Origin of the sequence: Cronobacter universalis NCTC 9529 (genome assembly GCF_001277175.1) — a bacterium.
GTDB lineage: Bacteria > Pseudomonadota > Gammaproteobacteria > Enterobacterales > Enterobacteriaceae > Cronobacter > Cronobacter universalis.
In genome coordinates, this window is sequence record NZ_CP012257.1 from 566,424 (window position 1) to 584,079 (window position 17,656).

20 protein-coding genes and 1 tRNA gene are annotated in these 17,656 nt (G+C 42.8%); 17 read left to right on the forward strand and 4 right to left on the reverse strand.

The genetic code is table 11. The features are described 5' to 3' along the window. Positions 1-238 precede the first annotated feature (238 nt). From AFK65_RS02630 to AFK65_RS02660, 7 genes are all read left to right on the forward strand, one after another. On the forward strand, positions 239-904 hold the full coding sequence (locus AFK65_RS02630) for a DUF2589 domain-containing protein (RefSeq protein WP_007705312.1): 666 nt from the start codon (positions 239-241) through the stop codon (positions 902-904). A 49-nt stretch (positions 905-953) separates the two neighbouring features. Further along, a complete protein-coding gene (locus AFK65_RS02635) occupies positions 954-1,664 on the forward strand; it encodes a DUF2589 domain-containing protein (protein ID WP_038858142.1) in 711 nt (236 codons plus the stop codon). Then, positions 1,657-2,109 carry a lysozyme gene (locus AFK65_RS02640; RefSeq protein ID WP_007705318.1) on the forward strand — a complete coding sequence of 151 codons (453 nt, stop codon included), beginning with the start codon at positions 1,657-1,659 and terminating at the stop codon, positions 2,107-2,109. Before AFK65_RS02635 ends, AFK65_RS02640 begins: the two co-directional genes overlap by 8 nt. 23 nt (positions 2,110-2,132) lie before the next feature. Beyond that, positions 2,133-2,615, forward strand: coding sequence for a ribonuclease (locus tag AFK65_RS02645; RefSeq protein WP_038858140.1), 483 nt, complete (start codon positions 2,133-2,135; stop codon positions 2,613-2,615). A 53-nt stretch (positions 2,616-2,668) separates the two neighbouring features. Continuing rightward, the gene (locus AFK65_RS02650; protein WP_012815114.1) at positions 2,669-3,088 is read left to right on the forward strand and encodes a hypothetical protein; all 420 of its coding nucleotides are present in this window, start codon (positions 2,669-2,671) and stop codon (positions 3,086-3,088) included. Beyond that, positions 3,088-3,471 carry a hypothetical protein gene (locus tag AFK65_RS02655; protein WP_007705322.1) on the forward strand — a complete coding sequence of 128 codons (384 nt, stop codon included), beginning with the start codon at positions 3,088-3,090 and terminating at the stop codon, positions 3,469-3,471. The genes AFK65_RS02650 and AFK65_RS02655 overlap by 1 nt, the downstream gene beginning before the upstream one ends. A gap of 155 nt (positions 3,472-3,626) precedes the next feature. Then, positions 3,627-4,145: an RNase A-like domain-containing protein gene (locus AFK65_RS02660; RefSeq protein ID WP_032805163.1), complete on the forward strand. Its 519-nt coding sequence runs from the start codon at positions 3,627-3,629 to the stop codon at positions 4,143-4,145. A gap of 88 nt (positions 4,146-4,233) precedes the next feature. Here AFK65_RS02660 and AFK65_RS02665 read toward each other — a convergent pair whose 3' ends face one another. The 3 genes from AFK65_RS02665 to AFK65_RS02675 all read right to left on the reverse strand — a co-directional run bounded on the left by AFK65_RS02665 (position 4,234) and on the right by AFK65_RS02675 (position 6,781). Then, positions 4,234-4,836, reverse strand: coding sequence for a helix-turn-helix transcriptional regulator (locus tag AFK65_RS02665; RefSeq protein ID WP_007705328.1), 603 nt, complete (start codon positions 4,834-4,836; stop codon positions 4,234-4,236). Between the two features lie 350 nt (positions 4,837-5,186). After that, entirely contained in the window at positions 5,187-5,765 is a 579-nt protein-coding gene (locus AFK65_RS02670; protein WP_007705331.1) for a class I SAM-dependent methyltransferase, read from the reverse strand. Further along, on the reverse strand, positions 5,765-6,781 hold the full coding sequence (locus AFK65_RS02675; protein WP_007705334.1) for an HNH endonuclease domain-containing protein: 1,017 nt from the start codon (positions 6,779-6,781) through the stop codon (positions 5,765-5,767). Before AFK65_RS02675 ends, AFK65_RS02670 begins: the two co-directional genes overlap by 1 nt. Positions 6,782-7,040: 259 nt before the next feature. On the opposite strand from AFK65_RS02675, the gene AFK65_RS02680 reads away from it, so the two are divergent. From AFK65_RS02680 to AFK65_RS02695, 5 genes are all read left to right on the forward strand, one after another. Beyond that, a tRNA-Leu gene (locus AFK65_RS02680) sits at positions 7,041-7,125 on the forward strand. Between the two features lie 189 nt (positions 7,126-7,314). Continuing rightward, complete coding sequence (locus AFK65_RS02685; protein WP_007705337.1) at positions 7,315-8,562, forward strand: tyrosine-type recombinase/integrase; 1,248 nt, start codon at positions 7,315-7,317, stop codon at positions 8,560-8,562. 111 nt (positions 8,563-8,673) lie between these two features. Beyond that, a complete protein-coding gene (locus AFK65_RS02690) occupies positions 8,674-9,543 on the forward strand; it encodes a DUF6387 family protein (protein WP_007705339.1) in 870 nt (289 codons plus the stop codon). 146 nt (positions 9,544-9,689) lie between these two features. After that, complete coding sequence (locus tag AFK65_RS20605; protein ID WP_201765214.1) at positions 9,690-10,559, forward strand: sce7726 family protein; 870 nt, start codon at positions 9,690-9,692, stop codon at positions 10,557-10,559. A gap of 46 nt (positions 10,560-10,605) precedes the next feature. Then, positions 10,606-11,562, forward strand: coding sequence for a sce7725 family protein (locus tag AFK65_RS02695; RefSeq protein WP_007705344.1), 957 nt, complete (start codon positions 10,606-10,608; stop codon positions 11,560-11,562). Positions 11,563-11,578: 16 nt separating this feature from the next. Here AFK65_RS02695 and AFK65_RS02700 read toward each other — a convergent pair whose 3' ends face one another. After that, a complete protein-coding gene (locus tag AFK65_RS02700; RefSeq protein WP_029497377.1) occupies positions 11,579-12,004 on the reverse strand; it encodes a hypothetical protein in 426 nt (141 codons plus the stop codon). Between the two features lie 422 nt (positions 12,005-12,426). Between AFK65_RS02700 and AFK65_RS02705 the strand changes: the two genes are divergently transcribed. From AFK65_RS02705 to AFK65_RS20615, 5 genes are all read left to right on the forward strand, one after another. Continuing rightward, a complete protein-coding gene (locus AFK65_RS02705) occupies positions 12,427-12,630 on the forward strand; it encodes a helix-turn-helix transcriptional regulator (protein ID WP_016190490.1) in 204 nt (67 codons plus the stop codon). 382 nt (positions 12,631-13,012) lie between these two features. Beyond that, complete coding sequence (locus AFK65_RS02710; RefSeq protein WP_007705370.1) at positions 13,013-14,218, forward strand: site-specific integrase; 1,206 nt, start codon at positions 13,013-13,015, stop codon at positions 14,216-14,218. Between the two features lies 1 nt (position 14,219). Next, the gene (locus AFK65_RS02715) at positions 14,220-15,530 is read left to right on the forward strand and encodes a tyrosine-type recombinase/integrase (RefSeq protein WP_007705373.1); all 1,311 of its coding nucleotides are present in this window, start codon (positions 14,220-14,222) and stop codon (positions 15,528-15,530) included. Next, entirely contained in the window at positions 15,530-17,170 is a 1,641-nt protein-coding gene (locus AFK65_RS20610; protein WP_007705375.1) for a hypothetical protein, read from the forward strand. The genes AFK65_RS02715 and AFK65_RS20610 overlap by 1 nt, the downstream gene beginning before the upstream one ends. Then, positions 17,163-17,561, forward strand: a complete 399-nt coding sequence (locus AFK65_RS20615; protein WP_007705378.1) for a hypothetical protein — start codon at positions 17,163-17,165, stop codon at positions 17,559-17,561. Before AFK65_RS20610 ends, AFK65_RS20615 begins: the two co-directional genes overlap by 8 nt. The last annotated feature ends 95 nt before the right edge of the window (positions 17,562-17,656 follow it).

A 17,656-nucleotide genomic window follows, 5' to 3' on the forward strand; every position in this document is an offset into this window, starting at 1 on the left:
TTGTGGACACTGACAAGGAGTGTAGAGCATTACGCTACCCCGGCGCAGCCCCGCCCGGCCCTGACCGCTCATATCGTTAACAGTCGAACGATTAAGCGGGACTATTTCCAATGCCATGGGCCATTTTCCCGCGCCAGCGCCCGCCATCCGGCGAATATGTCGCCGGTTTCCCGCCCGGTAATGTGACTCCTGCGAATTCGCATCGCGACGTTCTTACACACTCACAGGAGTAAGCATTATGGATTCTCAATTCATTGGATCGGTCATTAATGCGCTGCCGCTGGAGCACATGATTGGCGGGCCGCTGCAGGCCATGATCAAAGCGCAGGTGCAGGCCAGCAAAGCGTATGCCGACTTCCTGCTTTCCGTCTGTATTAAAGACGGTAAGGCGGAGGCGGTGCAGTTCGACTACGACGAAACCGTGGTCGATGAAAAAGGCGTGATTCAGGGCGTGGTGAAAAAAACCATGCGTATCCCGCTGCTGGCGGCGATTTCTCACCCGAACATCAGCATTGAAGAAGGGACCATCGACTTCGAGCTGGAAGTCTCCCAGAGCGAATCCAGCAACAGCGAAACCGCGGCGGATGCGTCGCTGGAAGCGTCTGTGGGCTGGGGCCCGTTCAGCGTGAAAATCAGCGGGCGCGTCTCGCATAAAGCGCAGCAAACCCGCTCCACCGATACCCGCGCGAAATACAGCATCCACACCCAGGTGAAACGCCAGCCGCCGCCGGAAGCGCTGATGCGCGTGATCGACTTCCTGACCGATGCGGCCACGCGCCCGGCTATTTTGCCGTCCGAAGCCAAAAAGCTGGATGACAAAACGCTCGACGCCTACCCCGTTACGCCGGTCGCCCCGGCGACACCTGCGGGAAATAACAACACTGCCCCCAACCGGGTGCCCTGATAGCTAACCCTGAGGCTGCGTTGCAGCCTCATTTCTCACGGAGCGCACTATGTCACTGAAAGACTGGATACGCGGCAACCGGGAAACGGGGGCGGGAGGGGGGCAGACGTCATCAGGCACAGCGCCCATTCAGGGCACCGCCGCGGTAGATTCGCCGGACGATGCGGTTGTGAACCGCGCCGCCGCGCCGGATATCACGCCGCCGGACCCGGTTCCGCCAGGCCCTCCGCCAGGCGGAGGCACGCCGCCGCCGTCAGGGCCGTCGCCGCGCGGTATGCCCATCACGCTTGCGGATATCACCCGCGGGATGCAGCACGCGGCGACCTCCGCGAACCAGCTCATCGCGCATCAGTATATGCAGGCGCTGGATCCGTTCTTCGAGCACAGCGACGACGGGCGGCTGGTGCCGAAAGTCATTGAGATGGAGCTTGATGATAACCACCACTTCAAACTGCCGCTGGTGGCGCTCTCCACGCCGCGCGGACTGATGCTCGAAAAAATGAAAGTGTTCCTGACGGTGCGCACGGATGCGGTGGAACAGCAAAGCGCGCCGGCAGGCGTTTCTGATGAGGCGGTAGGGCGTTTTCACGTCAGCATGTCGCCGCAAAGCCGGGATAACCACGGGCGCGACAGCGACCATGTGGATATCGAAATGCAGTTCACCGTACTGGAGCCGCCTGAAAGCGTGATGCGCCTGATTGAGGAATACACCAATCAGGTTCTCCCTAAACCGACAGACAGGAGTAACGACAATGGCTAATATCCCCACCAACACCGGCATGCCCGGCGTGGAATTAATTAAATCCTTTGAAGGGCTGCGTCTGGATAAATACCAGGACGCCGTCGGCAAATGGACCATCGGCTACGGCCATCTTATTTTGCCGAATGAGAATTTTACCCGCGCCTTAACGCTACAGGAGGCGGAAGATCTCCTGCGCGCCGATTTAGGCATGACCGAGCGCGGTATTCGCCAGATGGTGAAAGTGGATCTCAACCAGAACCAGTTTGATGCGCTGGTGAGCTTCGCCTTTAACGTCGGCCTTGGCAATCTGCAAAGCAGCACGCTGTTGCGATTACTGAATCAGGGCAGTTATCGCGAGGCGGCGGATCAGCTTTTACGCTGGAATAAAGCAGGCGGTAATGTGCTCGCCGGATTAACCCGTCGCCGCGAAGCCGAGCGTCTTTTATTTCTGACCGCCCTCTGACGCGCTTATTTAAGGAATAACTTATGAAACGTTTTAAATACATGCCGTTCGGCATGGGGCTTGCTGCATGCCTTTTTGCGTTACCGGGTTATGCCAGCCTGCCGGAATGCGATGTGGTGGTGAATAACGCGAATCAGGAACTGGTGGCGCAAAATAAAAAGCCCGTTAAGGATGTCGCTAAACTCACCGGGTTATTACGCACGCTGAATAAAGACGACGTGCTGCCCCGTGAATATGTGACGCGCGATGAGGCGCGAAAGCTTGGCTGGAGCGGCAACCCGCAGGATTCATTGTGGAACGTCTGGGCGCTCAATAAAAAGCAGCTGGGCGGGGATCGCTACACCGGCGCGCCGCTGCCGGAGCCGGGCGTGTGGTACACCGCCGATATCGACAGCGTGCGGGGCATCAGCAGCGGTCGGCATCTTATCTTCAGCGCGCAGAGTATGACGCGCTATCTCTCGACGGATAACGATGCCAGCGCGGTTGTACTTCCTCCCTGCCAGTAACCGCCGCGGCCTCAGCGCCTTGTGCGCCGGGGCCGCTTTTCCGAGGTGCCGTTATGGCGGATCAAAACATTCATGAGCTGTTAAGCCAGTGTCTCGCCGCGCTCGCCGGATTGTTTGGCGGGCTGAGCGTGTCGTTCTTCTGGCAGCCTAAAAAACTGCATCAGCATGGCCGACTGGCGGCGGGGGTGATTATCGGCGCCATTAGCGTCAGCACCACGTTTACGCTGGGTGGGTTTATTTCGCACTGGCTGGGGATGAACTTCCGGGACAGTGATATCGCTATGGGGATCGGGTATTTCGTCGGCGCGCTGAGCGTCGGGATGATCGCCTGGGTCGCCAACTTTTTTAACCGTCGCGAAGGGCACGACATTTTGCAGGTGGCGGGCGAGCTTAAGCGTGTCGCCCGCGGCGTGGCGAAACGCGCGCCCGCGCGTAAACGCTCGCCCCGACGCCCGAAATCAGGAGAAACATAATGCCATCGATAAAATTACTGTTCTGGGCCGTGACGCTGATTGATATCACCGTGGCGATTGTGATTTTTATCAGCTCGCTGAACACAAGAATGCTGTTAATTCCGCTGTGGTATCGGCTCGGGTTATTAGTCGCCGCATTTGGTTTCGCGGCCCAGAGTGGGCTTAATTTGCCGTATTTACTGCTGGATAAAAATATCATGGCGCAGACCTTGCCCTTCTGGATATTAAAAGATATGGGCGTTGGACTGGTGGCGATTTATTATTTCTGGAACGTCATGAAAAGCCGTAAAACAACCGCATCTCCGCCAGGGCGTAAAAAAGCTATCACACCTGCCCGCAAAAAATCTCCGACACGTTCGCCCCGTAAAAAGACCACGCCATAACCATTCCCGGAATAGCTCACAAGGTTATTCCGGGAAATGGCCCAGGCTAAACGCCGCTGATTTCCTGCCACCCGGCGAATATGCCTGTTGCCTGCCTGAATTTATTTTATACCTGCGAGTTCGCATTCCCTTTTATTTACGTGCAGGAGAGAGATATGTTTACTATTAATCTGGTATCAGGTATCACCAAAACCCGCGTCATGTCCGGCGCTTTTGCCGCTACATTAATGGCGTTTTCTTTTAGTAGCTGGGCCCTGAATGGCCCCGCGTGTAATGTTCCGCAGCCGGGTGGTGAAGCGGCCTGGGCGGCGGCGCAGGATAACGCGGGCGGACATCTGGATAAATGCCATATTGATATAACAGATGACAAGCTTCGACAGCGTGTTCAGTCAGGTTATACAGGTTGCCGTAAGACGGGAACAGCGTCGACCTGGCTTAATGCAGAGGTGATGTGGAAAACGGTAGGTGGAGCGATTCAGGAATTTTGCCGCGAACCAGAGCCAACTGACAATTTCGTCATTTTAGAACCCCAGATGGAAGGAAGTGCCTCGGATATCGTTGGCAGAGGTTATCGTAAAAGTGGCTTCTTTAATATCAAGGGTGACGGAAAGGCTCTTGTTATTATGTTAAGAAAAAATGATAAGTGGCATGTATTAACCGGCTATCCGCAGTAAATAAACAGGGGCATTGTGCAGCGCATAATGCCCCTTAATCATTGGTAAAAATTCATCGTGTGTAGACAGTCAACAAATCAACAGAGCATTATTCATCCCCGGAATACAACATGGCCGCCTGGGTGCGATTCGTGACGTTAAGACGCCGGAATATCGACTCCAGATGGGCCTTCACCGTGCCGGCGCTGATGTTCAGATGGCGGCTGATCTGCTTGTTCGATTCCCCCGCCGCCAGCAGCTTAAGGATTTCACGCTGGCGCTCGCTCAGCCGCGCCAGCGCGCCGGGCCCGCTGTCCAGCAGCGAAATACTCTCCTGCGGGAAGCACAACATCCCCATTGCGGCGGCGCGCAGCGTCTGGACGATCGCTTCCGGCGGCGAATCGCGCCGTACAAACGCCGCCACATGATGACGCAGAAACAGCCGCAGCAACGCAGGCTGGCACTGATTTACCAGCAGCACGACCGGAAGGGCCGGGTGACGCTGCGCTAAATCATCCAGCAAATCAATGTTTACGCTTTTGCCTGCATCACCATCCAGCAAAATCAACGAGGCCGGAAAATAACCGAGTGTAGTATCAATCTCATCCGGATTATTTAATCCGCAGATGGTTATTTCTGGAATAAACTGCTTCAACACCGATGCCATTCCTTCAATAAATATTGATTGCTTATCAACCATTAACACATTCATTGTGAATCTCCATGCAGTAGCGCTCGTTGGGGAGTCTATTAGCAGAAAGAGTATTCAATGAGACGAAAAAAATAAAAGAGGCTATTTGCCCTAGGTCTTTTTACCGATGGCATCAATGGCATAATTAAAAAGGGTAAAAATAATTAAAGAAATATCATATATAGAGCGACACGGTTTTTTGTCTGTTTATTTGTGGCTGATTTTTATAGAAAGATAAAAAGGGTATTTAACGATTTATCTGTTATTAACCAAACCGGATGCGCTTGCTTAAAGGCTGCGGCATTATTCAGCTCGCCGGGACATTGATCCCGGCATGTGAATAGCGTCACAACCTGAATATGAAATGCGTTTTAGCGCTTTACAAGCAACCCATTCAGCCAATGCTCGCGGCGCTCCGGGCGTTTATCCTGCGTCACCCACAACGCCTGTGGCGACAGCTCAGGAAAGGCGGCCAGCAGCGCCATCAGGCGGGCTTCGTTCATATCGGTAAAACGCCGCCCCTGCTGTTCGCGCTCGCCCTCGCCATATTTAAACGAGAGATACCAGACGCCGCCGGGCTTCAGCGCGGCCGACAGCTTTTGCATGGCAACGGGCAGTTCGTCATGCGAGAGATGCAGCAGCGACGCGCAGCACCAGATGCCGTCGTAGCGTTCCACCGCAGCAAGATCGCTAAACGTCATCTCCTTTACCGGCAGGCCGCTGTGCGCCCGCGCCAGCACGACCAGTTCGCCGCAGGCGTCGAACGCCTCAACCTCGTAGCCCATCTGACGGAACGCGAGCGCATCGCGCCCGGAGCCGCAGCCTGCGTCCAGAACGCGCGCGCCCGCAGGCAGGTGCGGGGTGAATGCGTCATATAACGAGGACATATCGACCGCGACGGTGCCCTCGAAAAACTCATGCGCGTTGGCCTGGTAATAGCTCTGCGTCATCAGAAAATCAGCTCCTGTTGCTGCTCGGGCGCCCACTGCCGTAGGCGGTTCGCAAAGGCGGCGTTCCAGGCATCCTGCAAAAAGGTTTTACGCTGGCGTTCATTATTACCCGTCTGGTTAATGATTGCCTCATGCAGCGGCAGGCGGCTGTTAATAAAGTATTCGTTTCGGGCATGCAGCCGTGCCAGTAGCGCAAGCGTGGGGACGCGGGCGGTTTTGCCGTTTTCGCCGCGGTTACAGCTGCGACACGCAAGCACCAGATTCCAGACGCCGTTGAGGTTAACGCCCGGCAGTTGGGCGGCGAGCGGCAGAAAGTGGTCGACATCGGCAAGCGTCGGGTGGTGTTTCTCAAGGCTGATGGGCGCGTTGCAGTAAAAACAGTGGCCCTTCTGGTAGCCGTTCAGGCTGTTGCGACAGCTCGTCAGCGCGATGCGCGATGAGCTTAAGCGGGTGAAGAGGGTTTCCTGCTCAGGGTCGTAATGGACATCCAGCAACTGCGGCGGCAGGTTCATCTGCCAGGCTTTTTCGACCAGCCGCCAGCGGGCGTCGGTTTCATGCGTAAGATTCGCGAACTGCGTGGTTTCCGTGAGGCGATAAAAGTCATCGGTCAGGCGGATGGCTTTGTGGGCGCGCTGTTCGTTGATGAAAAACGGTTTCGCGATCGGCCCGCCGCTGACATTGTGAAACGCCTTCAGCACGACGTTAAACCCGTGCCTGACCGTCGCCTCGATAAGCTGCCCCTGCGTTATCTCCTGCTGGTTAAACTGCTGACAGGCAAGGATGAACTGACCAGGACGCTTTATGTTGAGGATTTGCTTAGGCGCTTCTCTGAGGTGCGCGCAGATATGCGTGCTAAATGGCAGCGCCAGGTCTTCGAGCTTCACGAGGCTGTTTTCGCGCTTCACCTCGTACAGCGCCTGCGCCAGCGCGAACTTGTACGTGGCGAAGTTGTTTCCAAAAAGGATCACGCCGCGCCAGTAGTTTTCCGGCGTGGGATCTTTCTCGAAAAAATCCATATGTTGTCCTGTCAGGGGAGGAGAGGGCGAGCCGCATGGGTAGTGAAGCCCGTTACGGGATCACATAACAAATGAAAGGTGATGTAAACCTGCAAATGATTGTTTTGATGAATTTGTGAGCGGGGAGAAGAAGGAAAGGATGGAGAAAGGAGGAGGCGTTATGCTGAAATTTTCAGCACTCGACAGGACGGCGCAAGAGCGCTGCTTGCATGGCGGCCCCTGACAGGTATAATCCCAACGTTTTCCGCATCCCTTCCGTGCCGGAGTGGCGAAATCGGTAGACGCAGTTGATTCAAAATCAACCGTAGAAATACGTGCCGGTTCGAGTCCGGCCTTCGGCACCATACAAAGCTTTTTTCAAGTCTACTAACGTCTACTTTAGTCCATAAAAACAGTAAGTTAAGCAGGTTTCTGGCTTTTCTTAGTCTGTACACGTCTACTCAATTCCTTGAACATATACCAACTGATGATGGTATAACTGATGGTATTCCCGGTTCGATTGATTTTGGTACCAACACTGGAGGTATCAACTGATGGCACTCACCGATATCAAAGTTAGGACTACCAAGCCCTCCGACAAACCCTTCAAACTCACAGATGGGCAGGGTATGCACCTGCTGATCAATCCCAATGGTTCAAAATACTGGCGACTCCAATACCGTTTCGGGGGCAAACAGAAAGTTTTAGCATTGGGTGTTTATCCAATGGTCTCTCTTGGTGAAGCCCGCAGGAAGCGAGATGAAGCCAAAAAGTTGGTATCTGATGGCATCGACCCTTCTGAGAAGAAAAAAGCAGATAAGATTGAGCAAAGCGAAGCCTTGACATTCGAGGCTGTCGCAAGGGACTGGCATACTGCTTGTAAAAGGAAATGGTCTGATTCCCACAGCGAGAGAGTTCTAAAAAGCATGGAAGATGGTCTCTTTACTACTATTGGTAAAAGAAAAATATCCGAGCTTAATACCAGAGATCTTCTTGCCCCTATCAAGGCTGTTGAAGCTTCCGGGCGACTGGAAGTTGCTTCCCGACTACAGCAAAGAACGACGGCAGTAATGCGATATGCTGTCCAGAACGGGCTGATAGATTACAACCCTGCTCAGGAGATGGCAGGAGCTATTGCTGTAGCCAAAAGAATCCACAGGCCTGCTTTGCCATTCGAACGATTTTCAGAACTCTTAGAACGAATTGATAACTTCAAAGGTAGGAAACTCACGAAGTTAGCCGTAAAGCTGACATTGCTCATTTTTATCCGTTCCAGTGAACTCCGATTCGCAAGATGGTCGGAGATCGACTTTGAAAATGCGATGTGGACTATCCCTGGAGAACGCGAGCCATTGCCAGGAGTCAAATATTCCCATCGAGGCTCAAAAATGAAGACCCCACACCTCGTGCCGTTAAGTCGTCAGGCCTTAGAACTTCTAAAAGCAATCAGAGAAATCAGCGGTGAATGCGACCTTGTATTCATTGGCGATCATGATTTCAGAAAACCTATGAGCGAAAACACAGTCAACAAGGCACTAAGGTCGATGGGTTATGACACAACTGTTGAGGTATGTGGGCATGGTTTTAGAGCGATGGCTTGTAGTGCTTTGATCGAGTCAGGAAAGTGGTCGAGAGATGCTGTTGAGAGGCAGATGAGCCATCAGGAGCGGAACTCCGTTCGTGCCGCATACATTCATAAAGCTGAGCATTTGGACGAGCGTAGGTTGATGTTGCAGTGGTGGGCTGATTATCTTGATGAAACAACTGAGAGAAGAATTGCACCTTTTGATTTTGATAACTAACTGATTTTAATTAATAAAATGGCGTGCTCAATAAAAAATTGAGGCGCTATTTTTTTATTTTCGATTTATGTGCTATTACGAAGTAAAACTTTTTACAACGGAGTGGCATTAATGAAATCTTGGGTAAAAATGAATAGTTGGACATCAGAAGACACCAAAGCAGTGAAAACATGGTTTGATTTGGATAGATATCGAGAGTTTGAAAACATTTCAATTAATATGCTTTACCATGAAATATGGGCGAGGACATATTTCTTCAAACCAGTAATAGAAGAAGGAATGCATAAAACAGTATTGAAAAATTATATGCAGATATTAGAAGGTAATCCTTTTCTCATCAAAGAGAAAGACTTGAATTATATGGATGCTGAAAATAAACTTTATCAACCGCCATACTTTTTTATAACCACGGTAGATCGAATAGCTAATATCAGTTTTGCTTGTATGAAAAAGGCTTTATTCATAAGAGCTAATTCAGAACAATATAAGATTGATTCCACTATTGAGAACGAATACATATCCGAAAAAATCCCTGAACAGTTTCCTACTACAATTATGTTAGAAATCGATCTTGCGGCTGGAAGTGATGATGAGATAGCAGAGGCACTGCGAATATCATTACCACAATGGCGAAAAGTTAAGGGTGTAAAACCTGCACCGCTTGATGCAGTAAGATTTGGTTATGGGACAATAAAAAAGTTAATGAGCTATAGAATAATACCAATGCTTGATTTACTTGCTTGGTCAGAAAGAAAAAAAGTGCATCTGTCAGATGATAGAATATCACGATTGATTTATAGAGATGAAGATGACGATAAGGTAATTAGGCAAGGGTATCATATTAGAGATGCAGACCGACCTTTAGCTATGAAAGTAGTAGAAAATGATTTTTTACGCCAATTCTACTTTTTTATAAATAAAAACAGACATATTAAAGAGATGAGCGTTTATGATGTAATGAAAATTACAGACACCGATTGATTATGTTGTAATGGTTGATAAATATATTTTAAGAAAGATTTTACTGGAAATAGACTATTTTAATGATTTGAAATGCAGTAACGATTATGCGAGATATGACAATTTTTTTCACGGTATGATTGTGCTATTATATAACAGTGAATATTATGATGGATTATCCAATGGCGCTAAGTGTCGATAATATAAGAGTTTTTTCAAGGGTGTTCAGCCGCCCAGTTTTCGAGGCTTTAGCCAAGGGAAGAGAACCGTCTAATGTCTTGGATTTTGTGTCTTTCTCTGATGAAATGAAGCAGGATGGGCAACCATTACATACATTTTTTAGTGAATGTTATAAAGAGTTATCCAGGAATTATAGAAATGAGTATGTTTACAAAACAGAAGTAGCAAATCGAATAGTTTTTGGGAGGCATAGTCCCCGGACCTCATCATTATTAAGTGAGCTTCATGTCGGAAAGTCTATTGTTGATATTGCAATTTTTAACGGAACATCTACAGCGTATGAAATTAAAACGGAATATGACACCCCGCGTAGATTGCAAACTCAAACCCCAGATTATTTAAAAGCTTTCGATAAAGTTTATGTGGTTACTCATCCAAATTTATCTGAAAAATATGCTGAGATTGTTCCAGATAAAGTTGGTGTTATTGCATTAAATAATAGAGGTAGCCTTAAGATAGTTAAAAATGCTGAGTCAAACTTAGCTAATGTTGATATATTATATATTTTTCGTATGCTGAAAAGAAGTGAATACCTTCCAGCAATAGAAAAATTCATTGGCGAGAAGATCAATTTACCCAACGGGCTTATTTATGCATTCTGCGAGGATATATTTAAAAAAATTCCTCAGGATTTAGCTCACAATATTTACATTAATGCAATGAGAGGCAGAACGACAAGTGATGATATTGTAAGCTTTGTTAATTGCCTTCCTAGTTGCCTTCGTGTGTTGGGAATGTCATCTGCTTTATCAAGTGTTCAACGTAAAAAGATCCTCACGGTTTTGGGGATAGTGTAGAGATGCTTAACTTTATGTGATCATTGTTCTCTCTGGAGGGAGTCATATGTATAGTCCATATCTATATGGTCGTGGTTCTGAGCTGTTAGCGCTAAGAGAATTGGCAGCAAGTTGTACTAATGCTGAGTTGTTTATACCGATAATTGAACCTGTGCTAACCAAAACCGATAAACTTATACGTTGTTTAGAGATACTTTCAGAGAAAAACAAGAGGGTCATGTTAGTCATCAATCCAAAACAACATGAGTTTAGTAAAGATATAGAGGCTCGAAGAAAATTTGTAGCAACGATTAAAAATAATTTAGATAAATGTAAAACGCTTATCCCCACCCTTATAGTTGACTCAAGTGTAGCAATTGAAACCCTTAATGGTTTCTTAAAAGCATTTGAAGGTTCAAATGTTGCTTTAATATACAACAAGCCAAGTATTAGCGATGTGGAATTTTCCAAGTTAACAAAATTAAAATTTATTGAATTTCATATCACTATTGATGGTAATGTTACCGATTTTCAATTTAATGAAATCCCTAAAAATAAACTTATTGAAGTGAAAGATAACTTCGTCAAATTAGATAAGAATGCAGATTACTCTGGTCAAGAAGTTTTCACGGATAAACATAAAAAAATTGGTAAAACAGTATTAGGTATCGGTGATTTCACTATAGTCGGGAAAAAACTTGAGATTGGTGGTGGCAAGGCTGGTGCCGTTGCATCTCATTTAATTTATAAACATCCTGCAAGCGGTGATATATGGATAGAACATTTTGTTTCGAATGACACTGATAGAGACATTGGCGACGTAGCGTCAAAATTCTTACAAATGACAGATAAAATTGAAAAGGAAGTTAGAACAAGGGCCACAGAGTACGGCTCTAATAAAGCATTAGAAAAATATAACGAGCATTATAAAAGCAGAACGTTTCCCGGTTTGGGGAAAAATAAAGAATACCAGATTAGACACCACATACAGCACATAATTGATGTAATATCAGGAAAAATCTGACAGTAAAGAGGCTATTCTATAGCCTCTTTTTAGTTTTGTTTAGAGCTTTTTTATTATGAATTTTGGATTCGATTATATTTTTTTCTCTTTTAGCAGTGTGTATGTTATTTAATGTAATGGATTTTTTTGTCAGATCTTGATAGTTCTCTGTGAATATATTTTCAGATATAGCAAATGAATTATCTTCCTGTTTTGTTAATATTTCTTTGCCGAGCATATAACTAATTAAAGAGGTTATTTCATCTGGTATTATCGTTGTTCGTTCAATTATATCATCAAATAGAAGTTGTAAGAAATCAAGATATTCTCTTGGCGTTAGATTACATAGGTATTTATCATAGAATTCATAACTACCAAGTTTGATTAATTCACTTCTGAAAAGATGTTCATTACTATAATAATACACTCTAACGTGGTCTATGTTCCCTTTTATATCAATCATTTTTGGGTCCTTAATAATTATTGTTATAATAAAATAACATGTCAAAACTATTATGCAATAGAATTTAGAAGGTTTTTATTATAAAAATAGATTTTTCAATCTAACTCCTTATTGAAGAAAAAACATAATTAGAGGCTGTCTTAATACGCAATTGAACAGATAGTTATCTTCTCTAAGCTCAAATCTAGTGAGTAAAGGTTTTCGATCTTGTGAAAATTTAGGTGAATGAAAGAACTGTTTTCTACCTGTAGCCTATTGATGTGAGGGTTTCGGATGTTATGAAACTCTCAGATTCTGAGTGATATGAATCTCCAGAGACTCATAGTTTCGAACCAAGGATGGCTCTGGTGTTCGTAATCTCGCTTCATCCATTCGAAATTCATTTGTACTGTATCCCTGTAGAAACAACAGAGGACATACATATGGAAAATCAAGCTCGTCTCATCCGTTTACCAGAAGTCATGAAGAAAACTGGATTTGGTAAAGCGTGGATCTATCGTCTTATCAGCCAAAATAGGTTTCCACAGCCAGTAAAGATCGGTGTTCGTGCTACCGCTTTTGTCGAAAGCGAAATCGATGAATGGATTCAATTAATTATCGAAAATTCAAGAAAGCATGTCGCTTAACAAAAATGCTGCTTCATCGATTTTTAACTTTTGATAATGCATTAAGAAAAAGAAATTTACAGATGTTGTGAGTTTACGTATTGGGTTTGAAACAACGAGGCTTTGTAAAGTTTGCATCTGAAAAAAAGAATATATTTGACGTAATTCTTTACCTTTTTTTCTAGCAGAGCTTTTGCTATAAGGCTTGAAGATGGTTTTCTTAATATCGGGTATGGATACATATTACTAGCCGTACCTGTTTATTTGACGTCAAATAAATTTTTCCATGCCATTAATATATATACCAAATAAACTAAAGTCATTGTAAAAAATTTGAATTATTTTAAATTGGAATATATTTAATAAGTGAGAGTGATATTAATTTGTAAAGAATGAGGTCAAAATGGGATATAAAGTAAAGAAATTCATCATGAGTAATGGGGAGCGAGGATGCCTGATCCTTGATAAAAATAGTAATCTACCAGCTTACTATCAAAATCTATTTCTTACTACAGACATAAGAAATAGAGGCGCAACCGCCTCAACTATGGAAATAGTTGCAACTAACTTACTAATTTTTAGTAATTTCTTAGATAGTAGGAAAATTAATATAGTTGATAGAATTGAGCTTAAAAAGTATCTCAGCGTTGCAGAAATAGATGATCTGGTAAGATATGCGAAACAAAGATTCGACAGACAGAAAATTATAAATATAAAATCAGCAAGTAATAGGTTTATTGCGAAGAGAACCTTTAGTTATAGAATACACGTTTTTTCACGCTACCTTAAGTGGTTATGTGGATTAGTTCATTCGTCAAAGGGGATTCATGCAAAGTATGAAGTAGACGTATTTATTGAAAGTATCAGAGCACATATTCCAAGAAACAGTTCATTGAATATGAATGAAATATCTGAAAAATCGTTAAATGAAGAAGAGATCAAAGTGCTTTTCCGTCTATTGGAAATTGGCGGGATTGAAAACCCTTTCCATAAGGAAGTACAGGTCAGGAACAGACTAATATTTACCTTGCTCTTAAATTTAGGTTTAAGGGCTGGAGAGTTGCTCAATCTTAAAATAGATGATTTTGATCTCAGAGACAACACTTTGAGTGTAGTCAGAAGACATGATTCAAAAGAAGATGGAAGATCTTATCAACCATTAGTAAAGACTGGAGAAAGGGTTATTCCGTTATCTGATGAGTTAGCCTGTGAAATTTTTGATTACATAAGCAATAGCAGAGAAAAAATGACAAAAAGGAAAAAGCATAATTTCTTATTGGTGGCTCATTGCACCGGAAAAAACGCAGGAGAACCCTTAAGCATTTCAGCTTATGAGAAGGTGATATCAACACTGAAACGAGCAAGTCCAGAGCTATATAATCTTTCAGGCCATAGGTTAAGGCACTCTTGGAATTATATGTATTCTAAAGGAATAGAAGGTGCTGAATTAGAATATAGTAGAAGGAAAGATTTAAGGAATTATCTAATGGGTTGGTCAAAGGAGTCAATAATGTGTGATAGATACAACTATAAATATATATCGCAACAAGAGAAGAATGTCGTCCTAAAGATCTATAAATCGGTAAGTAAAATAATTAGTGGAGTTTAGTATGGAAAACAAATGTATTGAAAGTGAGCAAATCTTTTTTGCTAAGATGAATAGGTATAGTTTCAAACTGTCAGATAAGAAATGGCAACTGGATAAAGAAAACTGCGTATACCCTCATAAAGTTGTAGATAGAATGCCTACAAAAATGAAACTTAGCTACTTAAAAACATTGGCTTACTATGCGTCTGAATATAGTTCTTTCTATATTCAAAGCATTAACAATCTATTTTATAAGTGGTTTGGTGCGATGACTATCGATACTATTGATGACAAAGCCATATATCAATTGAATGTTTATTTAGGTTCAGCGAGAAACTATAAGCTAAACATAGTTAAGGCCTTCATCACTAAATGGAAAAAACTCAATTACCCTGGAGTAGAAGCGACTGCCCTTAGAATGTTGGAGAAAATAAAAATCATTCCAAACCAAACAGGAGAGGCAGTTAAAAGACGAGATCCAAATAAAGGACCTTTAACTGAAACGGAACTAAATTATATCCTTAACTCTGTTAGCAAATTTTATCTTCAGAAGAAAATTCAACGCTTCTTATATTGTTATATTCTTCTGTTGGCAATAACAGGAAGAAGGCCATTACAATTAATCTCTCTAAAAGCTAAGGATCTCATTAAAAATGAGAAAGGGTATTTTTTAAATGTACCAAAAGTAAAACAAAGGAAATCATTCAGAAATGAATTTAACATGGTAATGATAGAAAAGTTCTTATATGACAGCTTATCAATGCTAATTAATGAAAATCAGGTGTTTGTAGAAGATAAATTTAGTGTTGGGATTAATAACTATAGAAGCGAATTGCCAATCTTCATGGATTTAGACAAGATTACGGAAATAAAAAGAATTGAGGATTTTCTATCTGATTTAACAACAGATTTTTTCCATATGAAAAATTCAGTCATGTCAAAGCTATTAAAACGCTTTCCTTCAAAATTCGATGTTAGATCAGAAAGGACTAACAGCTATATAGAGCTTAATGCCAGAAGATTCAGATATACATTAGGGAGTCGACTGGCTAATGAAGGAGCCTCAATTGAGGTGATTGCTAAAGCGTTAGATCATAAATCAGCAAACTCTTCTATGATTTATATAAAAAATAATCCTGACAGTGTTTATGATATTGATAAGAAACTAAGTGCATTTTTTAAACCCTTATCCCATATACTTATGGGCGTAGAGATTGAAGAAAACAAGAACTTTTTTATCAAGTATGTTTTAGATTCATTTTTATTATTAGAAGATACGAAAGAGGAATTTAAATGTTTATCTTGTAAAAAATTCAACCCCTGGAGAACATAATGAACAATATATTTATTTTTGAACCAAGTAATAAAAACAACCCACACTATAATGTTATTAAGTTCATCGAGTTTTGTAAGGATACCATTTCTAATAATAATTTAACAATTTCTTGGGAAAGCAATAAATGGAAAGGTTTATATAGATTTACTAAGTTTAACTTAAAAAACAACCTCAGCAGCAAGGAATGCTTAGATGATAGTTTTATTAATTTTGCTAAAGCATATATGTTGCATGTGCATTCATTCAATAGATCTAAGACGAAACACTCAACATTATCAATGTTGAAGATTGTAGAATTCGTTTTACTGAAAATCAATATGGAAGCTAATGTAAGTTATTGCAACAATTCAGTTTTTGATGAATGCATAAGAATTGTCTCTGAAAAGTATTCTAAAGCACACGCATTTGCTATTGGAAGAGAACTTGAGAAATTGAGTTCTTTTTTAAGTGATAATAGGATGACTAACTCATCTTATTTATTTTGGGTAAATCCAATTAGGTATAGGATTACTCAGTCTTGGACTGGTTATGATTCTTCACTTGAAGGCCATCCTAGATTGCCTGATATCAAATCAGTTATTGCGATTGCTGAGATTTTTTCAAAGCGGGATGAACAATTATCTTCAAGAGATATATTTACTACATCTGTGCTTGCTTTACTTATGTGCGCACCGAGTAGGATATCAGAAATTTTAGCTTTGCCAGCGGATTGTGAAATTACAGAATGTGATGGAAAGGGCATTCAAAGATACGGTTTGAGATTTTTTTCAGCAAAAGGGTATGAAGGTAATATAAAATGGATTCCAACTCTAATGATACCTGTAGCTAAACAGGCAATTAGCAGATTAAAAGAATTATCAAGTCAAGCAAGGTTATTGGCTGCTGAAATTCAAAAAAATCACTCTAATTCAACGATGGGAACCCTTAAAGAGAATATACCTCAAGATTTCCCTTGGTATGATAGAGAGAAGAAAATTGAATATTCTAATGCGCTTTGCTTGTTAACTGAAAGACAGTTAAATCAAAACAATAAGAAAATGTCAGATAAGTTATTCAGACCTACAATGAGTTTTTTTAAAACTGACATTGTTGATTCTGATTATATAAAAGGACATTTTAATATCTTTAAAAGACATGGTTATATAAATGAAGATGGTAGCCCATATTTGCTGAGAACACATCAACTGAGGCATCTTCTCAACACATTTGCTCAAATAAATGGTATGGATGAATTTAGTATTGCTCGCTGGTCTGGACGTAAGCTAATTTCTCAAAATGTTTCTTATGACCACAGATCGCATCTTCAAATGTCTAAAGCAATAAGAGAACAAAAGTTATCAGTGTGTGTTAATGAGCACACAAAAAAGGATATTCCAGTGGTGGATCTTAACGAGTTTGATTCACTTAGTAGTGGTGCGGTACTTGTATCAAAACATGGATACTGCAAGCACTCATATGCGTTTAAGCCGTGTGAACATTATCCGATTGAGAAATCTAATTTAGATAACGAAACGATTTCAAACATTCACGATAAAATCTTAAAAAGAACACTGTATGATAAAAATGATGGGAACATAAATGCTGATAGATGGTATGAATTCCATAAGAGAATAAAAAAAAGGAGAATAAATGGCTAAACATATAAATGGTTATCATGAGAAGAAGATTGTAGATGTTATTAACACATGGTCTATAGATGAAAAACTAACTTGGGATGCTTTGTGCGACAGGTTAGTAAGGATTATTGGGAAAAGACCATCAAGACAATCCTTAAGTAGTCATGTAAGGATTGCAGAAAGCTTCAGTGTGAAAAAAGCCACTATCAAATCTGGTGCAATACACACTGTAAAACCTGCTAATTTAAAAGTGGCTTCTCAACGAATTAGAAGACTTGAAGCAGAAAATGAAGCTTTGAAGGCATTAAATGAACGCTATTTAGAGCAGTTCAAAGTATGGCTTTATAATGCTCATCTTAAACAAATAACGATTGAAGAACTTAATCATCCGTTACCTGCAAAATACCTTTAATAGAATTGATAGGTTTTAGCTATTGACATGGTAAAATATTATGTTATTTATTTTCTTGTCAGGACGACAAAATTTCACTATTGCAAGGATGCATA